Annotated in this window: 17 protein-coding genes and 1 pseudogene; 14 read left to right on the forward strand and 4 right to left on the reverse strand. The window is 71.2% G+C overall.

All coding sequences use genetic code 11. The annotated features are described in order from the left end of the window. The first annotated feature begins 6 nt into the window (after positions 1 to 6). From dapB to ACJ8AN_RS06080, 4 genes are read left to right on the forward strand one after another with little or no spacing between them, the layout of a single operon-like run. The gene (gene dapB / locus ACJ8AN_RS06065) at positions 7 to 798 is read left to right on the forward strand and encodes a 4-hydroxy-tetrahydrodipicolinate reductase (protein WP_407754281.1); all 792 of its coding nucleotides are present in this window, start codon (positions 7 to 9) and stop codon (positions 796 to 798) included. Next, positions 795 to 1571, forward strand: coding sequence for a fumarylacetoacetate hydrolase family protein (locus ACJ8AN_RS06070; RefSeq protein ID WP_407754282.1), 777 nt, complete (start codon positions 795 to 797; stop codon positions 1569 to 1571). Before dapB ends, ACJ8AN_RS06070 begins: the two co-directional genes overlap by 4 nt. Next, positions 1568 to 2092 carry a 2-amino-4-hydroxy-6-hydroxymethyldihydropteridine diphosphokinase gene (folK, locus tag ACJ8AN_RS06075; RefSeq protein WP_407754283.1) on the forward strand — a complete coding sequence of 175 codons (525 nt, stop codon included), beginning with the start codon at positions 1568 to 1570 and terminating at the stop codon, positions 2090 to 2092. Before ACJ8AN_RS06070 ends, folK begins: the two co-directional genes overlap by 4 nt. Continuing rightward, on the forward strand, positions 2092 to 3522 hold the full coding sequence (locus ACJ8AN_RS06080; protein WP_407754284.1) for a hypothetical protein: 1431 nt from the start codon (positions 2092 to 2094) through the stop codon (positions 3520 to 3522). The genes folK and ACJ8AN_RS06080 overlap by 1 nt, the downstream gene beginning before the upstream one ends. A gap of 16 nt (positions 3523 to 3538) precedes the next feature. On the opposite strand, the gene ACJ8AN_RS06085 is transcribed toward ACJ8AN_RS06080, so the two are convergent. Both ACJ8AN_RS06085 and ACJ8AN_RS06090 read right to left on the reverse strand, forming a co-directional pair. Further along, entirely contained in the window at positions 3539 to 4186 is a 648-nt protein-coding gene (locus ACJ8AN_RS06085; RefSeq protein ID WP_407754285.1) for a YdeI/OmpD-associated family protein, read from the reverse strand. Positions 4187 to 4197: 11 nt separating this feature from the next. After that, the gene (locus ACJ8AN_RS06090; RefSeq protein ID WP_407754286.1) at positions 4198 to 4599 is read right to left on the reverse strand and encodes a DUF3224 domain-containing protein; all 402 of its coding nucleotides are present in this window, start codon (positions 4597 to 4599) and stop codon (positions 4198 to 4200) included. A gap of 132 nt (positions 4600 to 4731) precedes the next feature. Here ACJ8AN_RS06090 and ACJ8AN_RS06095 point away from each other — a divergent pair, with 132 nt between their 5' ends. Together ACJ8AN_RS06095 and ACJ8AN_RS06100 are read left to right on the forward strand one after the other, a co-directional pair. Next, on the forward strand, positions 4732 to 5274 hold the full coding sequence (locus tag ACJ8AN_RS06095; protein WP_407754287.1) for a DUF6597 domain-containing transcriptional factor: 543 nt from the start codon (positions 4732 to 4734) through the stop codon (positions 5272 to 5274). 15 nt (positions 5275 to 5289) lie between these two features. Next, a pseudogene (locus ACJ8AN_RS06100) lies at positions 5290 to 5505 on the forward strand (helix-turn-helix domain-containing protein); the annotation flags it as partial. A 6-nt stretch (positions 5506 to 5511) separates the two neighbouring features. On the opposite strand, the gene ACJ8AN_RS06105 reads toward ACJ8AN_RS06100, so the two are convergent. Beyond that, positions 5512 to 6252, reverse strand: a complete 741-nt coding sequence (locus ACJ8AN_RS06105) for a TetR/AcrR family transcriptional regulator (protein WP_407754288.1) — start codon at positions 6250 to 6252, stop codon at positions 5512 to 5514. Between the two features lie 77 nt (positions 6253 to 6329). Here ACJ8AN_RS06105 and ACJ8AN_RS06110 point away from each other — a divergent pair, with 77 nt between their 5' ends. Continuing rightward, positions 6330 to 7406, forward strand: a complete 1077-nt coding sequence (locus ACJ8AN_RS06110; RefSeq protein WP_407754289.1) for an alpha/beta fold hydrolase — start codon at positions 6330 to 6332, stop codon at positions 7404 to 7406. Positions 7407 to 7567: 161 nt separating this feature from the next. Here the strand turns inward: ACJ8AN_RS06110 and ACJ8AN_RS06115 are convergent, their stop codons facing one another. After that, positions 7568 to 8305 carry a class I SAM-dependent methyltransferase gene (locus ACJ8AN_RS06115; RefSeq protein WP_407754290.1) on the reverse strand — a complete coding sequence of 246 codons (738 nt, stop codon included), beginning with the start codon at positions 8303 to 8305 and terminating at the stop codon, positions 7568 to 7570. Positions 8306 to 8397: 92 nt separating this feature from the next. On the opposite strand from ACJ8AN_RS06115, the gene ACJ8AN_RS06120 reads away from it, so the two are divergent. The 7 genes from ACJ8AN_RS06120 (at position 8398) to ACJ8AN_RS06150 (ending at position 17429) form a co-directional block, all read left to right on the forward strand. Then, complete coding sequence (locus ACJ8AN_RS06120; RefSeq protein ID WP_407754291.1) at positions 8398 to 9033, forward strand: TetR/AcrR family transcriptional regulator; 636 nt, start codon at positions 8398 to 8400, stop codon at positions 9031 to 9033. Positions 9034 to 9190: 157 nt separating this feature from the next. Further along, positions 9191 to 12403 (forward strand): bifunctional cytochrome P450/NADPH--P450 reductase, encoded by a 3213-nt coding sequence (locus ACJ8AN_RS06125; protein ID WP_407754292.1) that lies wholly within the window; start codon positions 9191 to 9193, stop codon positions 12401 to 12403. A gap of 80 nt (positions 12404 to 12483) precedes the next feature. Next, positions 12484 to 13218, forward strand: a complete 735-nt coding sequence (locus ACJ8AN_RS06130; protein WP_407754293.1) for a TadE/TadG family type IV pilus assembly protein — start codon at positions 12484 to 12486, stop codon at positions 13216 to 13218. Next, positions 13215 to 14957 (forward strand): hypothetical protein, encoded by a 1743-nt coding sequence (locus ACJ8AN_RS06135; protein ID WP_407754294.1) that lies wholly within the window; start codon positions 13215 to 13217, stop codon positions 14955 to 14957. Before ACJ8AN_RS06130 ends, ACJ8AN_RS06135 begins: the two co-directional genes overlap by 4 nt. Continuing rightward, a complete protein-coding gene (locus ACJ8AN_RS06140) occupies positions 14954 to 16045 on the forward strand; it encodes a TadE/TadG family type IV pilus assembly protein (protein ID WP_407754295.1) in 1092 nt (363 codons plus the stop codon). The genes ACJ8AN_RS06135 and ACJ8AN_RS06140 overlap by 4 nt, the downstream gene beginning before the upstream one ends. After that, positions 16045 to 16773 (forward strand): hypothetical protein, encoded by a 729-nt coding sequence (locus tag ACJ8AN_RS06145; protein ID WP_407754296.1) that lies wholly within the window; start codon positions 16045 to 16047, stop codon positions 16771 to 16773. The genes ACJ8AN_RS06140 and ACJ8AN_RS06145 overlap by 1 nt, the downstream gene beginning before the upstream one ends. After that, positions 16770 to 17429 (forward strand): PEGA domain-containing protein, encoded by a 660-nt coding sequence (locus ACJ8AN_RS06150; RefSeq protein WP_407754297.1) that lies wholly within the window; start codon positions 16770 to 16772, stop codon positions 17427 to 17429. The genes ACJ8AN_RS06145 and ACJ8AN_RS06150 overlap by 4 nt, the downstream gene beginning before the upstream one ends. Positions 17430 to 17433: the final 4 nt, after the last annotated feature.

Here is a 17433-nt window from a genome sequence, read left to right on the forward strand (position 1 = left end):
CACGCCATGATTCGCACCGTCATCACCGGCGTCACCGGACGCATGGGCGGCACGCTGTCGCGCCTCGTGCGCGACTCGAAGGAGCTGGAGCTCGTGGGCGCCACGGCGCGTCCGGGCTCGGCCGCCGTGGGGCAGGACGTGGGCGGCGTCACCGTGGGCGAGGAGCTCGGCCGCGTGCTCGAGTCCTCGAAGGCCCACGTGGTCATCGACTTCACCAGCGCGGAGGCCAGCGTGGCCCATGCGCGCCAGTGCGCGGGGCGCGGCGTGGCGATGGTGGTCGGCTCCACCGGCTTCACCCCCGAGCTGCGCGCCGAGCTGGCCACGAGCGCGAAGTCCATTCCCGTCGTGCTCGCGCCCAACACCTCCGTGGGCGTGAACGTGGTCATCCGCATGGCCGCCGAGCTGGCCCGCGTGCTGGGCGAGGGCTACGACGTGGAGGTGCTCGAGGCGCACCACCGCATGAAGAAGGACGCGCCCTCGGGCACGGCGCTCAAGCTGGCCGAGGTGCTCGCGCAGGCGCTGGGGCGCACCCAGGAGGACCTGACCTTCGAGCGGCACGGGCAGATTGGCGCGCGCCCGCGGCGGGAGATTGGCGTGCAGACGCTGCGCGGCGGGGACGTCGTGGGCGAGCACACCGTGTATTTCCTCGGTGAGGGCGAGCGCATCGAGCTCACCCACCGGGCCACCCACAGGGATCAGTTCGGCCTCGGGGCGCTGCGGGCCGCACGTTGGGTGACGGGCCGCACGCCGGGGCTCTACGACATGGCCGACGTGCTCGGCTTCCAGAGGACCGAATGACCACGCGTTATTGCCGTTTCCAGCACGCCCAGCACGAGGGCCGCGCGCACTACGGCCGCATCGAGGGTGAAGAGGTGGTGGAGCTCACTGGCGCGCCGTGGGCCGGCGCACAGGACACGGGCCGGCGCGTGGCGCTCGAGGCGGTGACGCTGCTGGTGCCCTCGGAGGCCTCCAAGGTGGTGTGCATCGGGCAGAACTACCGCAAGCACGCCGAGGAGATGGGCAAGCCGGTCCCGCCCGAGCCTCTCATCTTCATGAAGCCCTCCACCGCGCTCAACGCGCACCGCTCGCCCATCCGGATTCCCAAGGCGAGCCAGGAAGTGCACTACGAGGCGGAGCTGGGCCTGCTCATCGGTGAGCGGCTGAAGAACGTGGACGAGGCCACCGCCGCGCGCGCCATCTGGGGTGTCACCTGCATCAACGACGTGACGGCGCGCGACATCCAGAAACGCGAGATTCAGCACACCCGCGCCAAGAGCTACGACACCTTCGCATGCGCGGGCCCCTGGATCGTCACCGGCCTGTCCCCGGCGGACCTGCACATCCTCTGCCGCGTCAACGGGCAGGTGAAGCAGGACAGCCGCACCTCGGACATGATTTTCGGGCCCGCCCGCCTGGTGTCCTTCATCTCCCACATCATGACCCTCCTGCCAGGCGACCTCATCAGCACGGGGACGCCCTCGGGCGTGGGCCGGCTGGTGGCGGGGGACACCGTGGAAGTGGAGCTGGAGGGAATCGGGACCCTGGCCAATCCTGTTGAGATGGAGCCTTGAGCGCCACCGTCTACGTAGGGCTGGGCTCCAATCAGGGAGACCGCGAAGCCCAACTCGTCTCCGCCCTGGAGGCGATGTCCCTCATCGATGCAGTGGCCGTCCTGGGCTGCTCGTCTCTCTTCGAGAGCGCCCCCGTCGGACCGCCGCAGCCGTACTACCTCAACGCGGTGGTGGCGCTGGAGTGCTCGCTCCCCCCCCAGCGCCTGCTCGGCATCCTCAAGCAGATAGAGCGCGACCTCGGCCGGGCGCCGGGCGGTCCGCGCTGGGGCCCGCGCCCCATCGACCTCGACCTCCTCCTGTGGGAGGGTGAGGTGGTGGCGGACCCCAACCTCCAGGTGCCCCACCTGGAACTGCACAAGCGCCGCTTCGCCCTGGAGCCCCTCGCCGAGCTCGCCCCCGAGGCGGAGCACCCGGTGCTGGGCATGACGGTGGCGGAGCTGCTCACCCAACTCGCGCCGCAGGAAGTACGCCGGTGCGCGGCCACCTGCTGGCCCGAAACCCTTGTCCCGGTAACCGAGTGATGACCCTCGCCCTCGCCCTCGCCGCCGCGGCCCTGCTCGCCGCGGAGCCCTCCAACCTGCCCGCCGGTCACCCGCCCCTCGGCTCGGAGCCCCAGCCCCCGGCCGCCAGCGCGGACGGACTGCCCAAGGGCCACCCGGCCATCGGCGGCGGCATGACGGCCCCGGTGCCCGCGGGGGAGATGCCCGAGGGCCACCCGCCCACGACGGGCCGCGCCCCGCCCACCGCCGAGGAGCTGCTCCAACAGCTCGACGGCATGCAGGGCCTGCGCGAGCGCGAGAAGACGTTCGAGATCGCCTCGTCGCTCGGCAAGCTCTACTACACGAACGGCCGGGCGCAGGACGCCATCCCCTACTTCCTCCAGGCGGAGGAGAAGGCGAAGGCGGTGCGCGAGCTGTTCCTGGCGCAGCGCAAGAAGCTGGGCAAGACGCCGGTACCGAGCGCGGCGGAGGCCCACTGCGGCTTCGCGGCGCAGTCGCCGGTGGAGCAGATGGCGGCGGCGGCGGCCGAGCGCGCGAAGAAGGGCGACACGGCGGGAGCGGCGGCGTGCGCTCGCGCGGCGCTGGAGCCGGTGCTGGAGGTGGAGTCGATGCGCGGCAACGCGCTCTTCCTCTCGGGCGACGCGGACGGAGCGCTGAAGACGTACGAGCGGGTGCTGGAGGTGTCGCCCACGCAGGGGGACGCGCTCTTCGGGCGCTCGGCGCTGCTGTACGAGACGCGGGGCGAGGACGTGAAGGCGCTGCGGTCCGCGCACGAGGGCTTCGAGGCCTTCGTGGCGGCGTACCCGGACTCGAACCGGACGCCGCTGGCGCGCAAGCTGGGCCGCATGTCGGACGAGGCGGTGAAGGCCGGGGGCATGAAGAAGTGGCAGGCCTCGCGCGCCGAGGACCGCCGCATCCGGGCCACGAAGCTGGACCTGTCGGCGTCGGCGCCTCCGATGATGGCGCAGGGGCCGATGGCGGGCGGGGGCGGACGTCCCATGGGCGGCGCGGCCGGTGGCCCGATGGCGGGCGGCGGTGACGGCGCGTCGGCGCCGATGATCTCGCAAGAGACGATGCAGGCGATGCAGAACGTCGAGCACACGCCGGAGATGGAGGCCCAGCTCACGAAGACGGTGGAGCAGGGCGAGGAGCTGCTGGCGATGGGCCGCTACGACGAGGCGCTGCAGGCGTACCGGCAGGTGATGCCGCTGCGTCCGGACGGGCGGGTGAAGGCGGGCCTGGCGTGGACGCTGGTGGGACTGGGCAAGCCCACGGCGGACCGGGTGTGGGGCGTGGCGGTGGGCACGGATCCGGCGGCGGTGGACCAGCTCGGCGAGACGCTCAAGGCCAAGGGCGATGTGAAGGGCGCGAAGGCCTTGTGGTCGAAGCTGGCGGCCTCCGCGCCGGACTACGCGGCCCAGTCATCGCTGCAGGCCAAGCTGAGCCAGTAACCGCGCGAGCCCGGCTTCATTGGACGCGGCGGGCCGTGGTGGCGCGCCGTGCCGGGTGGAGGGTTTCGTGCCTCGCGAGCATCGCCACGAACTCGGCGATGCGCCTGGCGCGCGTCTCCGGCTTCTTCGCGGTCTGTACGCGGTAGAGGATGGCGTAGCGGTTCGCGCCATCGAGCGTGGAGAAGAAGGCCGCCGCGCGCGTGTTCGCCGCGAGCGCCGCTTCGAGGTCCTCCGGCACGGTGGAGGTCCGGGCCGAATCGTAGGCCGCGTCCCAGCGCCCGTCCTGCTGGGCCCGCTGCACCTCGGCGAGCCCCGGCGCTTCCATCCTGCCCGCGGCGATGAGCGCGGTCGCCTTGTCGCGGTTGATTTTGGACCACGGGCTTCGCGGCCCCCGGGGAGTGAAGCGCTGCAGCCAGGCACTGTCGTCGTGCGCCTGTTTCTGGCTGTCGATCCACCCCCAGGCGAGCGCCACGTCGAGCGCCTCGGCGTAGTTCAGGGCGCTCCCGGCCGCGCCCTTCTTCGCGAGCTTGAGCCAGACGCCCTTCGAGGAGGCGTGGTGGGTCGCGAGCCAGCGAGACCAGTCGCCGGCGGAAGCGAAGGAGACGGTGGCCTCCTTCTTTCGCGCGCTACTCGCGAGACGCTTCGGGGAACGCGGGCCCGTCATGGTGGCCTCCCTCAGGTGAACGCGAGACGGAATACCACCGGATGCTCCGGCGCGTGTCCGGCCCGATAGGGCGTCTCTCCGGTGAGGGTTCGCAGCTCGCCGGTTCCCGTGCCCGGGACGATGTGCCCCCGGCTGTCCGCGAAGCCAGCGCGGTACTCCCCCTCGGAGTGGATGACGAAGCTGCCGCTCCTGCCGAGCACTCGCCCCTCGAACCTCTCCAGCTCCACGAAGGTTGCGCTGCCTTCCGTGCAGTACACCATCAGCGACTCGGTGACCGACGCGCCCTCGAGGTCACCCCGGTAGCTCTTCGTGTACCGCGCCTTCGCGAGCTTCACTCCGTCCGTCTCGGCGTAGGGTTGCTCGTCCCAGCCGGAGATGGAGAACACCGCCTTCACTTCTCTCGTCGTTTCCATGTCCTCCTCATGGCTGAAACGGCGGACACCGTATTGTACAAACGCGTCCGCATGGCCCCGCTGCGCCCCAAGACCGAACGCCCCCGAGGCATCGTGCACGGCCCTGGCCAGGGCCAGGCCCACGGTGAGCCAGTGCGCCTCCTGCGTCTCGAGCCGCCCGCGGAACTGGCGCCCTACGTCGAGCATTTCTGGGTGGTGCGCTGGTCGCTCCCCGCCGGGCAGACGTTGGCGCAGGCCACGCTCCCGCACCCGGTCGTGCACTGGACCGTCGAGGGCGCGCGGAGCGAGCTGATGGGAGTGACTCGCGGGCGCTTCGTCCGGCGGTTGAGCGGCTCCGGCCGGGTGGTGGCCGCGAAGTTCCACCCGGCGGGCCTCTGTGCCTTCACCCGCGAGCCACTCCACACCCTGACGGACCGGAAGGTGCCCGCCTCTCGCATTCTCGGCGCGAAGGTGGGGCGCGCGCTGCGGGGCCTCGACGCGCTGAGCGAGGAGGAGGCCGCGGCGAGGCTCTCGGCGGCGCTGTGCGGCCTCGAGCCGAAGCCAGATCCGGCGGCGGACGAGGCGCGGCGCATCGTCGAGCACATCGCCAGGGACCGGGAGGTCACGGCGGTGGAGAGCGTCGCGCGGTGGGCCGGGCTCTCGGTGCTCGCCCTCCAGCGGCTCTTCCGGGCCTAGGTCGGCGTCAGCCCCAAGTGGGTGATTCAGCGCTACCGGATGCACGAGGCCCTCGAGCGCATCGCGACGAGCGCCCTCTCTCGCTCCGGCACGCCGGGCTTCGCCGAGCTGGCCCTCGACCTCGGCTTCACGGACCAGGCGCACTTCTGCCGGGTGTTCAAGCAGTTCGTCGGCGAGTCGCCCGCAGCCTACGCGGACAGGGTCCGCCGCGAGCGCACGAAGGAGGCCTGAGCGCGGTCACTGGCGATGCTTTCGCTTGGGTCGCTCGATGCGCGCGGCGATTCCGTCCAACACCCACGCGAACCACGCCTCGGGCGTGTCCGCTTCGCGCCGCTGCGAGAGCACGCGGCTCAGCTGCGGATAGAGCGCCTCTCGCGTCTCGAGGAGCGCACGCGTCGCGGTGGCCCACTGCTCGCCGCTCATGGCCTGGTTCCCGTCTGCCGGCGCCTTCGCGAATTGGGCGCTCGTGCGGACCAGGCTCACCAGCGCGAGGCACGCGCCGTGGCACTCCTCGGGGGTCAGCCCGGTCGGTGCGAGTACGCCCATGCCCGCCTCGAGCCATGCCAGCTCGCAGGGCCCCATGACCCGGAGGCGGCCCGTCGCCTCGAGGCTCCACGGGTGCCGGCGGAACACATCGGCCATCGACTCCGCCCAGCGGAGGAGCTTGTCGCGCCAGGCCGTGGCCTCGCCCTCGAGCGGGGGAGGCATTCCGAGCCCCCAGTCGATCATCAGGTCGATGAGCTCGGCCTTCCCCGGCACGTAGCGGTAGAGCGCCATCGGCGTGAAGCCGAACTCGCGGGCGAGCTTCTCCATCGAGAGCGCCGCGAGCCCCCGCGCGTCCGCGAGCTTGATGGCCCCGTCGACGATCTGCTCCAGCGTGAGTGCCGGCTTCGGCCCGCGGCGGCCGACTGACGTCTCCTTCCAGAGGAGCTTCACGCTCGCCGCCTGGTCTCCGAACACCGGGTGCTTCCTGGCCATCGCTCCTCGCCGGCTTGTCAAAACTGTATATACCGTATACATAACTGCGTAGGACATACACAGTTGAGGGCATCGCCATGGTGACGGTCGCCGTTGCAGCAGTCGTCCTCGTTTTGGCAGGGCTCGGCTACCGGGCACTGCTTCAGCAGCGGAGCGCGCGAGCGCTTCGCATCGACGTGCCTCCGGGAGTCGCCGAAGAGCGGTTCGTGCGCCTCGGGGGAATCGAGCAGTGGGTCAGCCTTCGTGGGGAGGACGCCCGGAACCCCGTGCTCCTGGTGCTTCACGGCGGACCGGGCTCGCCCTACTCGCTCTTCACCCCCGCCCTGCGCTGCTGGGAGAAGGATTTCACCGTCGTGCAGTGGGACCGGCGGGGCGCCGGAAAGACGCTCGCGCGCAACGGCAAGGAGGGGAGCGGTGAGGTGAGCTTCGGGCGCATGCGGGAGGACGCCATCGAGCTGTGCGCGTTCCTCGACGAGCGGCTGCCGGGCCGCAAGCGGATCCTCCTCGCGAGCTCCGCGGGAACGCTGCTGGGGCTGCCGCTCGTGCGGGCGCGGCCGGACCTCTTCGCGGCGTACGTGGGCACGGACTTCAACGTGGGCGTGGCCGCGAGCGAGCAGGTGACGCACGCGGAGACGTTCGCCTGGGCGACGAAGAACGGGAGCCGCGCGGAGGTCGCCTTCCTGTCGCGGATGGGGGCGGACCCGAGCCGCTGGGACGTGGCCTCCTTCAATCGCCTGATGCGGCTGCGCGACAGGACGACCCGGGACGGCCGGGGCGTCGGGGCCATCTTCCTGCCCCTCATGCTTTCCTCACTGATGCATGGGCTGCGCGACCTCCGGGCCCTCGTCGAGGGCCTGAGCTTCTCCACGGAGCGGCTCTTCGCCGAGATGGTGGCGTTCGACGCGTATACGGTGGCCCCAAGGGTCGAGCTTCCCTTCTTCGTGTTCCACGGAGACTCGGATGTCCACACGCCCGCTTCCGTCGCCGCGGCGTATTGCGAGGCGCTCGAGGCGCCGCTCAAGCACTTCGAGCTGATGGCCGACGCGGGCCACCTGGGCGCATTCGTCCGGCCCGAGCGGTTTCTCGAGCTGCTTCGCCGGCATGTGCTGCCTGTCGTCACCGGGGGACGCGCTCACCGTCGCCAATCGTCTTGAGCTTCTCCAACCTGTTTCGCTCGGTGCGCGCGTCGAAGGGTCCGCGAACAGTACCGTCACGTCCTCGAAGCGCTCGGCGTCACCAGCGCTCGTAGCCCGAGGTGCTCTGGCGCCTCGTGTCTTCCCCCTCGGGCCACCACGCGACCACCGGCCGTGCGCCGCTAGCGTTTGACGGCCACGAAGGTGTCGTAGTCCACACCCTCGAGCGTCCGCTGCTCGAGGCGCGCGTCGAGCCCCGCCGCGTCGAAGAGCCGCAGCCAGGTGGCTCGCGAGAAGAGGCCGCAGTGGTGCTCGTCATGCACGGCGCGGACGCTCCCGTCGCGCTCGCGCAGCAGCAGCGAGAAGTGGACGGTGGAGAAGCTCGCTCCCGGCTCCGGCGGCAGCGTCCACATCATGTATCGCACCGAGCGCGAGCGCCCATCCTCACCTGGCGGCTCGTCGTCGCCCTCCAGGCTCGTGCCTGTCTCGAAGGTCTCTCGCGTGGCATCTGGTGCGACGAGGGCGACCCCGCCGGGCTTCAGATGCACGGCGACCGTCTCCAGCGCGGCGCGCAGGTCGGCCTCCGTGGTCATGTACTCGACGGCATCGTGCACGAACACGGCGTCGAACACGCGCCCGAGGCGCACCGTCCGCATGTCCCCGGGCAGATGCGTGCACTCGGGGTTGAGCGCGCGGCTCACCTTCCGCATCCCCTCGGAGGGCTCCACCAGGGTGAGCGAGAGCTCCTTCTTGAGATGGCTGGCGTTGTTGCCGCCACCGCTGCCCAGCTCCAGCACCTCCACGAGGGGCCCGGAGGCGGCGCCGCGCAGGAGCCGGAGATACTCGCTGGCCTCTTCGCCGTAGTGCGAAGGGGCGGAGACCAGGGGCCACCACTCCGCCAGCTCGTCATAGAGTTTCATGACGGACGAGGATAGAGGAGGGGAGGCCCGTCGTCCTGGGGTCCGGGTGGGAAGGACTGGCCAGGGGGCTCGCGAGCCCGCAGGATGCGCCCGTGAGCACTCGTCACCTCGCAGGAAGCGGCCGGGCGGAGATTCTCGCCGCGGCCACCCGGGAGTTCGCGGACCACGGCTACTCGGGGGCGACGACGGCGGGCATCGCCCGGCTGGCCGGAGTCACGCAGCCGCTGGTGCACCACCACTTCGGCTCGAAGCAGGGCCTGTGGGAGGCCGTCATCGAGGCGCTCTTCCAGGAGCTGCACGAGGTGGTGGCCCAGGCCACGCGCGAGGTGGAGGGCAAGGACCGCCGCAAGCGCCTGGAGCACCTGCTGCGCGCCGCCGTGCTCTTCAGTGGCCGCCGCCCGGAGCTCGCCCGGCTGCTGCGCACCGAGAGCAGCGCGGGGGGCGAGGCCTTCGAGGCCCTCTTCGAGAAGTGGCGCCAGGGCCCCATGTCCTTCCTCCAGCGCGAGCTGTCCGCGGCGGTGGAGGACGGCACGATGCGTCCCATCGACCCCAGGTTCGCCTACTTCGCCATCATCGGCGCCATCACCCAGGCCTTCGCCGAGCCCAAGACGGCCCGCCGCACCTCGGGGCTGGACGTGACGGACGAGCGCTTCATCGAGCAGTACGCGGACTTCGTCGTGGACTTCGTGCTGCGCGGGCTCGTCGCCTCCCGCTCCAAGCGCGGTTGAGCCTCCGCATCCCCTGGCACGCCCTCCTGGCCGCACACCGGACCGCCTGACGTCCCACCTGCGCGCTGGTGCACCCCAATTGACGCGGCGCATTCGCGGACTTATAGATTGATAAGGCTTATGGACCTATAAGTCCCCAGGGACAGGAGATATCCGCATGAGCACCGCCCCGGCCAAGGCGTCCATCCCGCAGCCCCGCAAGCGCCCGCTGGTGGGCAACATCCCCGACGTGGAGTCGGAGACGCCCATCCAGTCGATGATGCGGCTGAGCCAGGAGTACGGGCCGCTCTTCCGGCTGACGTTCCCGGGCCGGTCCATCCTCGTGGCCAGCTCGGCCGCGCTGGTGGACGAGGTGTGTGACGAGCGGCGCTTCGACAAGTCCGTGGGCGGGGCGCTGAATAACATCCGCGACTTCGCCGGGGACGGGCTCTTCACCGCGTACACCGATGAGCCCAACTGGGCGCTGGCGCACCGCATCCTCATGCCGGCCTTCGGGCCGCAGGCGATGCGCGGCTACTTCGACTTCATGCTCGACATCGCCGAGCAGATGCTCACCAAGTGGGAGCGGCTCGGGCCCGAGGCGGACCTCGACGTCACCGACAACATGACGCGGCTGACGCTGGACACCATCGCGCTGTGCGGGTTCGGCTACCGCTTCAACAGCTTCTACCAGCGGGAGATGCACCCCTTCGTGGACGCCATGGTGCGCAGCCTCGCCGAGGCGGGCGAGCGCACGCGGCGCCTGCCTCTGCAGACGCGGTTGATGCTGATGACGCAGCAGCAGTACCAGCGTGACATCGCGTACATGCACGAGGTGGTGGACGAGGTCATCCGCGAGCGGCGCCGCAACGGGGACGCGGCCACGCGCAAGGATCTGCTCAGCCTCATGCTGCAGGGGGTGGACGCGGCGACGGGGCAGGGGCTCGACGACCTGAACATCCGCTACCAGGTGGTGACGTTCCTCATCGCCGGCCACGAGACGACGAGCGGGCTGCTGTCCTTCACGCTCTACGAGCTCCTCAAGCACCCCGAGGTGCTCGCGCGCGCCACCGCCGAGGTGGACCGGGTGCTCGGCCGGGACGTGTCGAAGCGCCCCACCTTCGAGCTGCTCGGCAAGCTCACCTACCTGGACCAGGTGCTCCGCGAGTCGCTGCGGCTCTGGCCCACGGCGCCCGCCTTCGGGCTGCTTGCGCGCGAGGACACGCAGCTCGCGGGCACGTGGCCGGTGCGCAAGGGCGAGCCCGTCATGGTCCTCACGCCGATGCTGCACCGCGACCCGGAGGTGTGGCCCGAGCCGGAGCGCTTCGACCCGGAGCGCTTCAGCCCCGAGGCCGCCGCGGCGCGTCCGCCCAACGCGTGGAAGCCCTTCGGTAACGGGCAGCGTGGATGCATCGGCCGCCCGTTCGCCATGCAGGAGGCCCTGTTGGTGCTCGGCATGCTGCTACAGCGCTTCCAGCCCGTGGACCACACCCGCTACCAGCTCCACATCAAGGAGACGCTGACGCTCAAGCCCGAGGGCTTCCGGATGCGCGTGCGGGCGCGGAGCGAGGTGGACCGCACGGTGGTGGACCTGCGGCCGGCCGCCGCGCCAGTGGCTCCGGCGCAACCGAAGTGGACCTCCGGGCCCGTGGCGCAGCACGGCACGCCCCTGCTGGTGCTGTACGGCTCGAACTCGGGTTCGTCGGAGGCCTTCGCCCAGCGCATCGCGAGTGACGCGGCGGTGCAGGGGTACGTGCCCACGCTCGGGGCGATGGACGCCTACGTGGGGCGCCTGCCTCACGAGGGCGCCGTCGTCATCGTGACGGCCTCGTACAACGGCCTCCCGCCGGACAACGCGAAGGCCTTCTGCCGGTGGTTGGAAGACCTTCCGGCCGGGGCGCTCACCGGCGTGCGCTATGCCGTGTTCGGCTGCGGCAACCGCGACTGGGCCACGACGTGGCAGGCCGTGCCCCGGCGCGTGGACGAGCGCCTCGCCGCCGCGGGAGCACAGCGACTGCTCGCCCGGGGCGAGGCGGATGCGCGGGCCGACTTCTTCGGCGACTTCGATGGCTGGTACCAGGGCGTGTGGCCCACGTTCGGCGAGGCCTTCGGGGTGGAGACCGCCGAGGCGAACCAGGCGCCTCGCTACGAGGTGGAGCGGCTCGACCTGGCGGCGGACCCGCTGGAGGAGGCCCACGGCGTGGTGCCGGTGGAGGTGGTGGCCAACCGAGAGCTCGTGGACATGACCTCACCGTTCGGCCGCTCGAAGCGCCACCTCGAGGTGCGGCTGCCGGAGGGGACGAAGTACCGGACGGGAGACCACCTCGCGGTGCTGCCGGAGAACGCGCCCGAGCAGGTGGAGCGGGTGGCGCGGCGCTTCAACCTGAGCCCGGACGAGACGGTGCTCATCCGGCGCACGCGCGAGGAGCCGAGCACGCTCCCATCCGACAGGCCCGTGTCGGTGCGCACGCTGCTGGGCCGCTATGTCGAGCTGTCGGCGCCCGCCACGCGGAGAGATCTCCAGCTGCTGGCGAAGTACACCGCGTGCCCTCCCGAGAAGAAGCGGCTGCTCGCGCTCGCGGGCGAGGGCGGCACCGAGCCGGAGGCGTACCGCACGCAGGTGCTCGAGAAGCGGGTGAGCGTGATGGAGCTGCTCGAGGAGCTCCCCGCGTGCGAGCTGCCCTTCGGTGTGTTCCTCGAGCTGCTGCCTCCGATGAAGCCGCGCCGCTACTCCATCTCGTCGTCGCCGCTCGAGGCGCCGGAGCGGTGCACGCTCACGGTGGCGGTGGTGGATGCGCCGGCCTGGTCGGGGCGAGGCCGCTACCGGGGCACGTGCTCCAGCTTCCTCACGCGGGTGGAGCCGGGCACGCGGATTCACGCCGTGCTCCGCGAGCCGCATACCCCGTTCCGTCCTCCCGAGGATCCCAGCGTCCCCCTCGTGATGATGGGCGCGGGCACGGGGCTCGCGCCGTTCCGCGGGTTCATCCAGGAGCGGGCGAAGCTGGCCGAGCGGGGCGTGAAGCTCGGCAGGGCGCTGCTGTTCTTCGGGTGCGACCACCCGGACGTGGACTTCCTCTACCGCGAGGAGCTCGAGGCCTGGCAGCGGCAGGGCGTGGTGGAGGTGTACCCGGCCTTCTTCCGGCAGGAGCGCGACGGGGTGAAGTTCGTGCAGCACCGGCTGTGGGAGGAGCGCGAGCGGGTAGGGGAGTTGCTCGACGCGGGGGCGCGCCTCTACGTCTGCGGGGATGGCCGTTACATGGCACCCGCGGTGCGTGAGACCGTGGCCCGCATCCACCAGGAGTGCACCGGGTGCTCGGCGGAGCAGGCTACCGCCTGGGTGCGCGAGCTGGAGACGGGCGGGCGCTACCTCGCCGACGTCTTCGGCGGGTAGGACCCGGAATCCGGGGAGTCCGGGGCTCGCGGCCAGATGACCGATGGCCCGGGGGGTCGGCCCTGGGTGAATGTGAGCGAATGCGGTATCGAGTCTCAAGAGCCGAGAGCGGGCAGGCCGCCGTGGAGTCCGCGCTCACGTTGCCCCTGGCGGTCTTCCTCGTCTTGGGGTCGCTCCAGCTCTTCCTCATGCTGCAGGCCCGGCTGATGGCGGAGCACGCCGCCTTCCGCGCGGTCCGCGCTGGCAGCCTCGGTCAGGGCTCCTGCCGCCGGATGATGCACGCGGCGGTGACCACCCTGCTGCCCACCTTCACGCGCACCGACACCGCCCCCCGGCTCGCCCAGGCCTTCAAGGCGCGCATCGGCAACCGCTACGAGCCCTCGCTCGACTCGCGCCACAACGGAGACATCGTGTGGCTGCTGCGCCAGCACCCCCTGCGCGCGGAGATTGGCGGCCAGGAAGACGGAGCCTTCGATGACCCGGACCGCGAGAGCCTGCGGCTCGAGGTGCGCCTCATCTTCTGGTACCCCATGCGCATCCCCTTCGCCAATTGGGTCATCGCCCGCATGGCGCTCGCGCACTGGGGCCTGCGGGACTACGACGCCCTCAACCCGCTCATGGCCGTGCAGGGCGACGCCAACTGGACCGAGGACAACCCGCCCCCGGACACCCTGTCCGGCGCGGTGGCGGCCACGTTCAAGGCGCGCACCAACTCGCCCGCGGGCACCTTCGTCTTCCCCATCCAGGCCTCCTACGGCATGCGCATGATGACGCCCGCGCGCCGTGAGTTCTTCACCCCGCAGGACTGCCGATGACGCGCTCTCCCCGGCGAGGACAGACGCTCGTCCTCTTCACCCTCACCCTGCTGCTGCTCACCCTGATGGTGCTGATGACCATTGGCCTGGGGGTGCGCCTGCACGAGCGGACCGAGCAACAGGTCGTCGCGGACTCCGCCGCCTACAGCCAGGCGGTGGTGACGGCCCGGAGTTTCAACGCCGTCGCCTCGCTCAACCGGGCGATGATCGCCCAGATGTCGTCGGTGGCCGCGGCCCAGTCGCTGCTGAGCTGGGCGGGCTACTACCACGGCACCCTGAACCAGGGGCGCGACCTGCTGGCGGGGATGATCGCCACCGCGCCGGCGCAATGCGCGGACCCCCTGCGCGATGCGTATCAGCGCATCATCACCGAGGACCGGCGGCTCATCGACCTGTGGGAGCCCCCGGGAGGCGGGTACGAGGGCATCTACGCCCACGACGTGCTGTCGGCCGACTACATCCGGCGCGTCGTCTACCAGACGGCCATCACCATCGCCGAGGACCAGAAGGTCATCTACGAGCAGATGACGAAGCGCGTGGCGCCCAGCACCGGCGGGGGAATCGCGGAGGACATCGCCGCCGAGGCGCGCAAGGGCAGCCCCTGGGGGGACGAGCGGCGGGAGCTGTTCGCCGCGGACCAGCCCATCACCCGGCGCGAGCGCGACGCGGCGGTGGTGCCGCTGCAGCGCGCGCCCAAGCACATGGTGCGCGCTACCATGGCCACGCGAGGCGTGGAGCACTTCGTCTCCTCGCGCGAGGCGACGCCGAGGACGGGGGAGCTGAGCGCGGCGGACTACGTGGCCAAACGCCTCAACCGGGTGATGGATCCCAGCCCGCTCGTGGCCGTGGTGACGGACTTCGGCACGGCCTACTTCGGGCAGCACGGGCCCATGCGCGGCTCCGGCCTCGGGGAGCGGGACGGGTATGACGGGCAGGCCCTCAACCGCGCCGACTGGCAGCGCTGGAACGAGCTCGCCGACGACGGCTCCGCGCTCACCTACCTGGGGGCGTGGGCGCAGGACACCGGCGTGTTCCACTTCGATTGGCCCAATCCCCCTGCCGGCTGCAAGATTCCGGAGCCCACCGAGGACTCCTTCGGCTACATCGTCACCACCGGCCCCAACGACCGGCGCGACAACCACATGTGGCGGCGCGGTGACCCGGGCGTCGGGGACTACCGCGAGTGGAACGACCCGCGCGTGACGGACCCGCCCCTGGTGCGCCACTCCTTCAAGCGCGTCCCTCCGGACGCCAACTCCCCCAGCATCTGGCCCGTCTTCGTGGACTACGAGGAGAAGGGGCTCGACGGCCGCGACGCCGCCACCAACGTGGACGGGCAGCCCAAGAGCCTGGTGCCCATCGTCCGGGACTACTCGGTGCGCAAGGACGGGGACCCCTGGGAGCTGCGCTTCCGCTTCCACTTCACCGACGGCGGCAAGGGCACGCTGCTGGACCTCCAGGGCAACCGGGGCGGGCTGAAGCAGGCCGTGGCCATCGCCTCCGCGCTCACGTACTACCACCGCGGCTCGGCCAGCGGCCCCTCCGGCCCGGGCCATGCGCGCGAGCCGCCCAACTTCCTCAACCCCTTCTGGCGCGCCACCCTGGTGGCCTCGGACGTGGACGAGTCCTTCGACGACCGGGGCAATGACGTCATCCGCACGCTCAATGACCTGGGGGAGAGGGACCAGGCCAAGGCGCTGCGCCTGTTGCGCACCAACGGCTTCGAGGCCATCCCATGAGACGCTCCTCCGCCCGCGGTCAGGCGACCGTCGAGCTGGCGCTGAGCCTGCTCGTGTTCATCACGGTGCTGCTCTTCGGCATCCACTTCGCCGAGCTCGGCATGATGAAGCTCCGGGTGCAGCAGTCGGCCACGGCCGCGCTGTGGGACACCACGGGGGTGCGGATGCACCGCTTCAACACGGCGGTGGATGCACGGCCGGACTTCTACACCTCCAACGAGATGCGCGACGCGGATGGCCGCAGTCCCTCGGGCCGGGCCGAGGCGCGCTATTCGGACTTCGATGGCCTGTCGGAGGGGGGCTCGGACACCTTCACCCAGGTGATGACGCGGGGCTCGCGGCTGAACGTGCAATGCCAGCCCACGAGCGTCTCGCCGTTGCCGGGGAGCCAGCCCTTCGACCGGCTGCGGGTGGCCTACACCCCGTCGCGCTCGGGCGGCAAGGAGGTGGACGGCATGGAGTGCAACGCCAGCGCGAGGGTGGAGGTGTGGGGGATGCCCCGCAGCTTCATGGAGGGCAGCGGGGGCTTCTTCGACGAGCAGCACGTGCAGCGGCCGCGCATCCGCGTGTGTGCCTTTGGCCGGGCCCTGGGCGGGAGCTGCCGGGGCTCGGTGCCCATCGCCCTGGATGACTGGGCGCTCTCCGGGAGCAAGGACAAGTTCGGCGAGGAGCTGTCGGCGTGCCGGGAGAACTGCCTCTTCGACAACGGGGGAAACCAGGCCTACAAGCGGACGGTGCAGCGGCTCTACGACGAGTACAACTCCTTCGAGACGCGCGACTTCAGCATTCCGTACTTCATCCGCAGCCTCTTCACGCGCGACCCCGTGGTGCCGGAGCTGTCCAACGTGCCCGTGGACGAGCGGGCCTTCCGCATGGTGTTCGTCGGCGAGGACGGGCCGGACACCGGCGCCGGGACGAAGGAGCCGTTCTCCTTCAAGACGCGCGAGCAGAACACCTATCAGGCGTACGACTTCGAGTGGGCGACGACGCCCTACGCGGATGCCTACAAGGAGGCGTACCGGCGCCGCAGGGAGTGCTTCCTGGGCTCGCCGTGCGACCAGTCCTACTTCGACAAGGAGAGCTGGTGATGCGGGCGCTGCTCTGTCTGTGCCTCCTGGTGGGCCTGCGCGCGGCGGCCGCCGAGCCTCCCGCGCGCGTGGTGCCCAGGGTGTGGGCCGTGCCGAGGGTGCTCGAGGCCATCGACGTGCCCGGCCGCACGGAGGCGCTGGGGATGCCGGTGTCCATGCACGCCGTGCGCTCCGGGGAGAAGGTGGAGGCGCTCGAGCTCCATTTCCGCCGGCAGTTCCAGGAGGCGGGCCTGTTCCTGCCTCCGCCACAGGACGTGGTGCCGCTCACGCGCGAGGTGCAGGTGACGGGGTTGGATCCCGACACGTACATCGCCTACACGGTGTTCCTCCAGCCCAACCCCGATGGCACCACCACCGTCATCCTCACCGAGGCCTTCCTCGCGGAGCGGCGCCGGATGGAGAAGGAGGACGCCTTCGCTCCGGTGATGCCCGGGGCGCACGGCGTGCTGCAGACGCGCACCGAGAGCACGGCCGTGCTCCAGTACTCGGTGAAGGCGGGCCCCGAGGAGGCCCATCGCTTCCATGTGCAGGCGCTGGCCCGTGAGGGCTACCGGGAGGTGGAGCCGGGTGTGTTCCAGCACGGGGCCGACGTGCTCCGCGTCAGGGCGCGCCCGCTCGGGGACGGGGAGCTGGCGCTGGTGGTGGTGAAGCTGCGGGATGTGACCGCGCTCTCGTCCACGCCGCCTCCGGGGAATGCGGGCGCCAGCGCCGGGAGGGCCGCGCCGTGAGCGCGACGCGAAGCCGCGGCTGGGTGTGGGCCGTGGTGCTGGGCTGCGTCCTGGGGGGGCTCGCCGTGCTCTGGGCACTGTGGCCGCGCGAGCCCGAGGGTCCGGTCGGCAGGCCGCTGCGCATCACCGTGGCGGCGAACGAGGTGCCTCCGCCCGCGCCGGAGAAGCCGCCTCCCGCGGTGGCACCGCCTCCCGCGCCGGTGAAGCCGGCCGCCGAGCCACGCCCCCCTCCCGCCGATGAGCCTCCCGAGCCCCAGCTGGACGACGTGACCAGCACCCGAGGGGTGGAGCGGCCCCGGCCACCGCCGCTGCGCAAGAAGGACCTGGGCATCGCGCCCAAACGCATCACCCGGACGACGACGGGGCGCTCGGCGGGCAAGGGCGTCACCAACCTCGTGCTGGAGGCGTCGTACCAGGGGAAGAAGGTCTCGGCGCCCGTGCTGATCGACGGCGTATGGCGGGGGAACACCCCGCTGGCGGTGACGATCAAGGCCGGCAGCCATGCGATTCGCGTCGACCACGGCCAGACGCGCGTGAACGAGTTCGTCACGAACGTCGAGGGCGGCAGGCGCATCAACATGGAGGTGGAGCTCCGCTCGCCGGCGGAGGCTCGGGGCAACGGGCCCTCCAAGTGGGGCAAGCCCCACCACCACTGAGCCG

The sequence above is a fragment of the Archangium sp. genome, assembly GCF_045802675.1.
GTDB lineage: Bacteria > Myxococcota > Myxococcia > Myxococcales > Myxococcaceae > Archangium.

Bases quoted from the DNA above. Each gene is read 5' to 3' on its own strand.
- dapB (WP_407754281.1), top strand. From the start codon at position 7: ATGATTCGCACCGTCATCACCGGCGTCACCGGACGCATGGGCGGCACG.
- ACJ8AN_RS06070 (WP_407754282.1), top strand. From the start codon at position 795: ATGACCACGCGTTATTGCCGTTTCCAGCACGCCCAGCACGAGGGCCGC.
- ACJ8AN_RS06080 (WP_407754284.1), top strand. From the start codon at position 2,092: ATGACCCTCGCCCTCGCCCTCGCCGCCGCGGCCCTGCTCGCCGCGGAG.
- ACJ8AN_RS06085 (WP_407754285.1), bottom strand. From the start codon at position 4,186: ATGACGGGCCCGCGTTCCCCGAAGCGTCTCGCGAGTAGCGCGCGAAAG.
- ACJ8AN_RS06090 (WP_407754286.1), bottom strand. From the start codon at position 4,599: ATGGAAACGACGAGAGAAGTGAAGGCGGTGTTCTCCATCTCCGGCTGG.
- ACJ8AN_RS06105 (WP_407754288.1), bottom strand. From the start codon at position 6,252: ATGGCCAGGAAGCACCCGGTGTTCGGAGACCAGGCGGCGAGCGTGAAG.
- ACJ8AN_RS06110 (WP_407754289.1), top strand. From the start codon at position 6,330: ATGGTGACGGTCGCCGTTGCAGCAGTCGTCCTCGTTTTGGCAGGGCTC.
- ACJ8AN_RS06115 (WP_407754290.1), bottom strand. From the start codon at position 8,305: ATGAAACTCTATGACGAGCTGGCGGAGTGGTGGCCCCTGGTCTCCGCC.
- ACJ8AN_RS06125 (WP_407754292.1), top strand. From the start codon at position 9,191: ATGAGCACCGCCCCGGCCAAGGCGTCCATCCCGCAGCCCCGCAAGCGC.
- ACJ8AN_RS06130 (WP_407754293.1), top strand. From the start codon at position 12,484: ATGCGGTATCGAGTCTCAAGAGCCGAGAGCGGGCAGGCCGCCGTGGAG.
- ACJ8AN_RS06135 (WP_407754294.1), top strand. From the start codon at position 13,215: ATGACGCGCTCTCCCCGGCGAGGACAGACGCTCGTCCTCTTCACCCTC.
- ACJ8AN_RS06140 (WP_407754295.1), top strand. From the start codon at position 14,954: ATGAGACGCTCCTCCGCCCGCGGTCAGGCGACCGTCGAGCTGGCGCTG.
- ACJ8AN_RS06145 (WP_407754296.1), top strand. From the start codon at position 16,045: ATGCGGGCGCTGCTCTGTCTGTGCCTCCTGGTGGGCCTGCGCGCGGCG.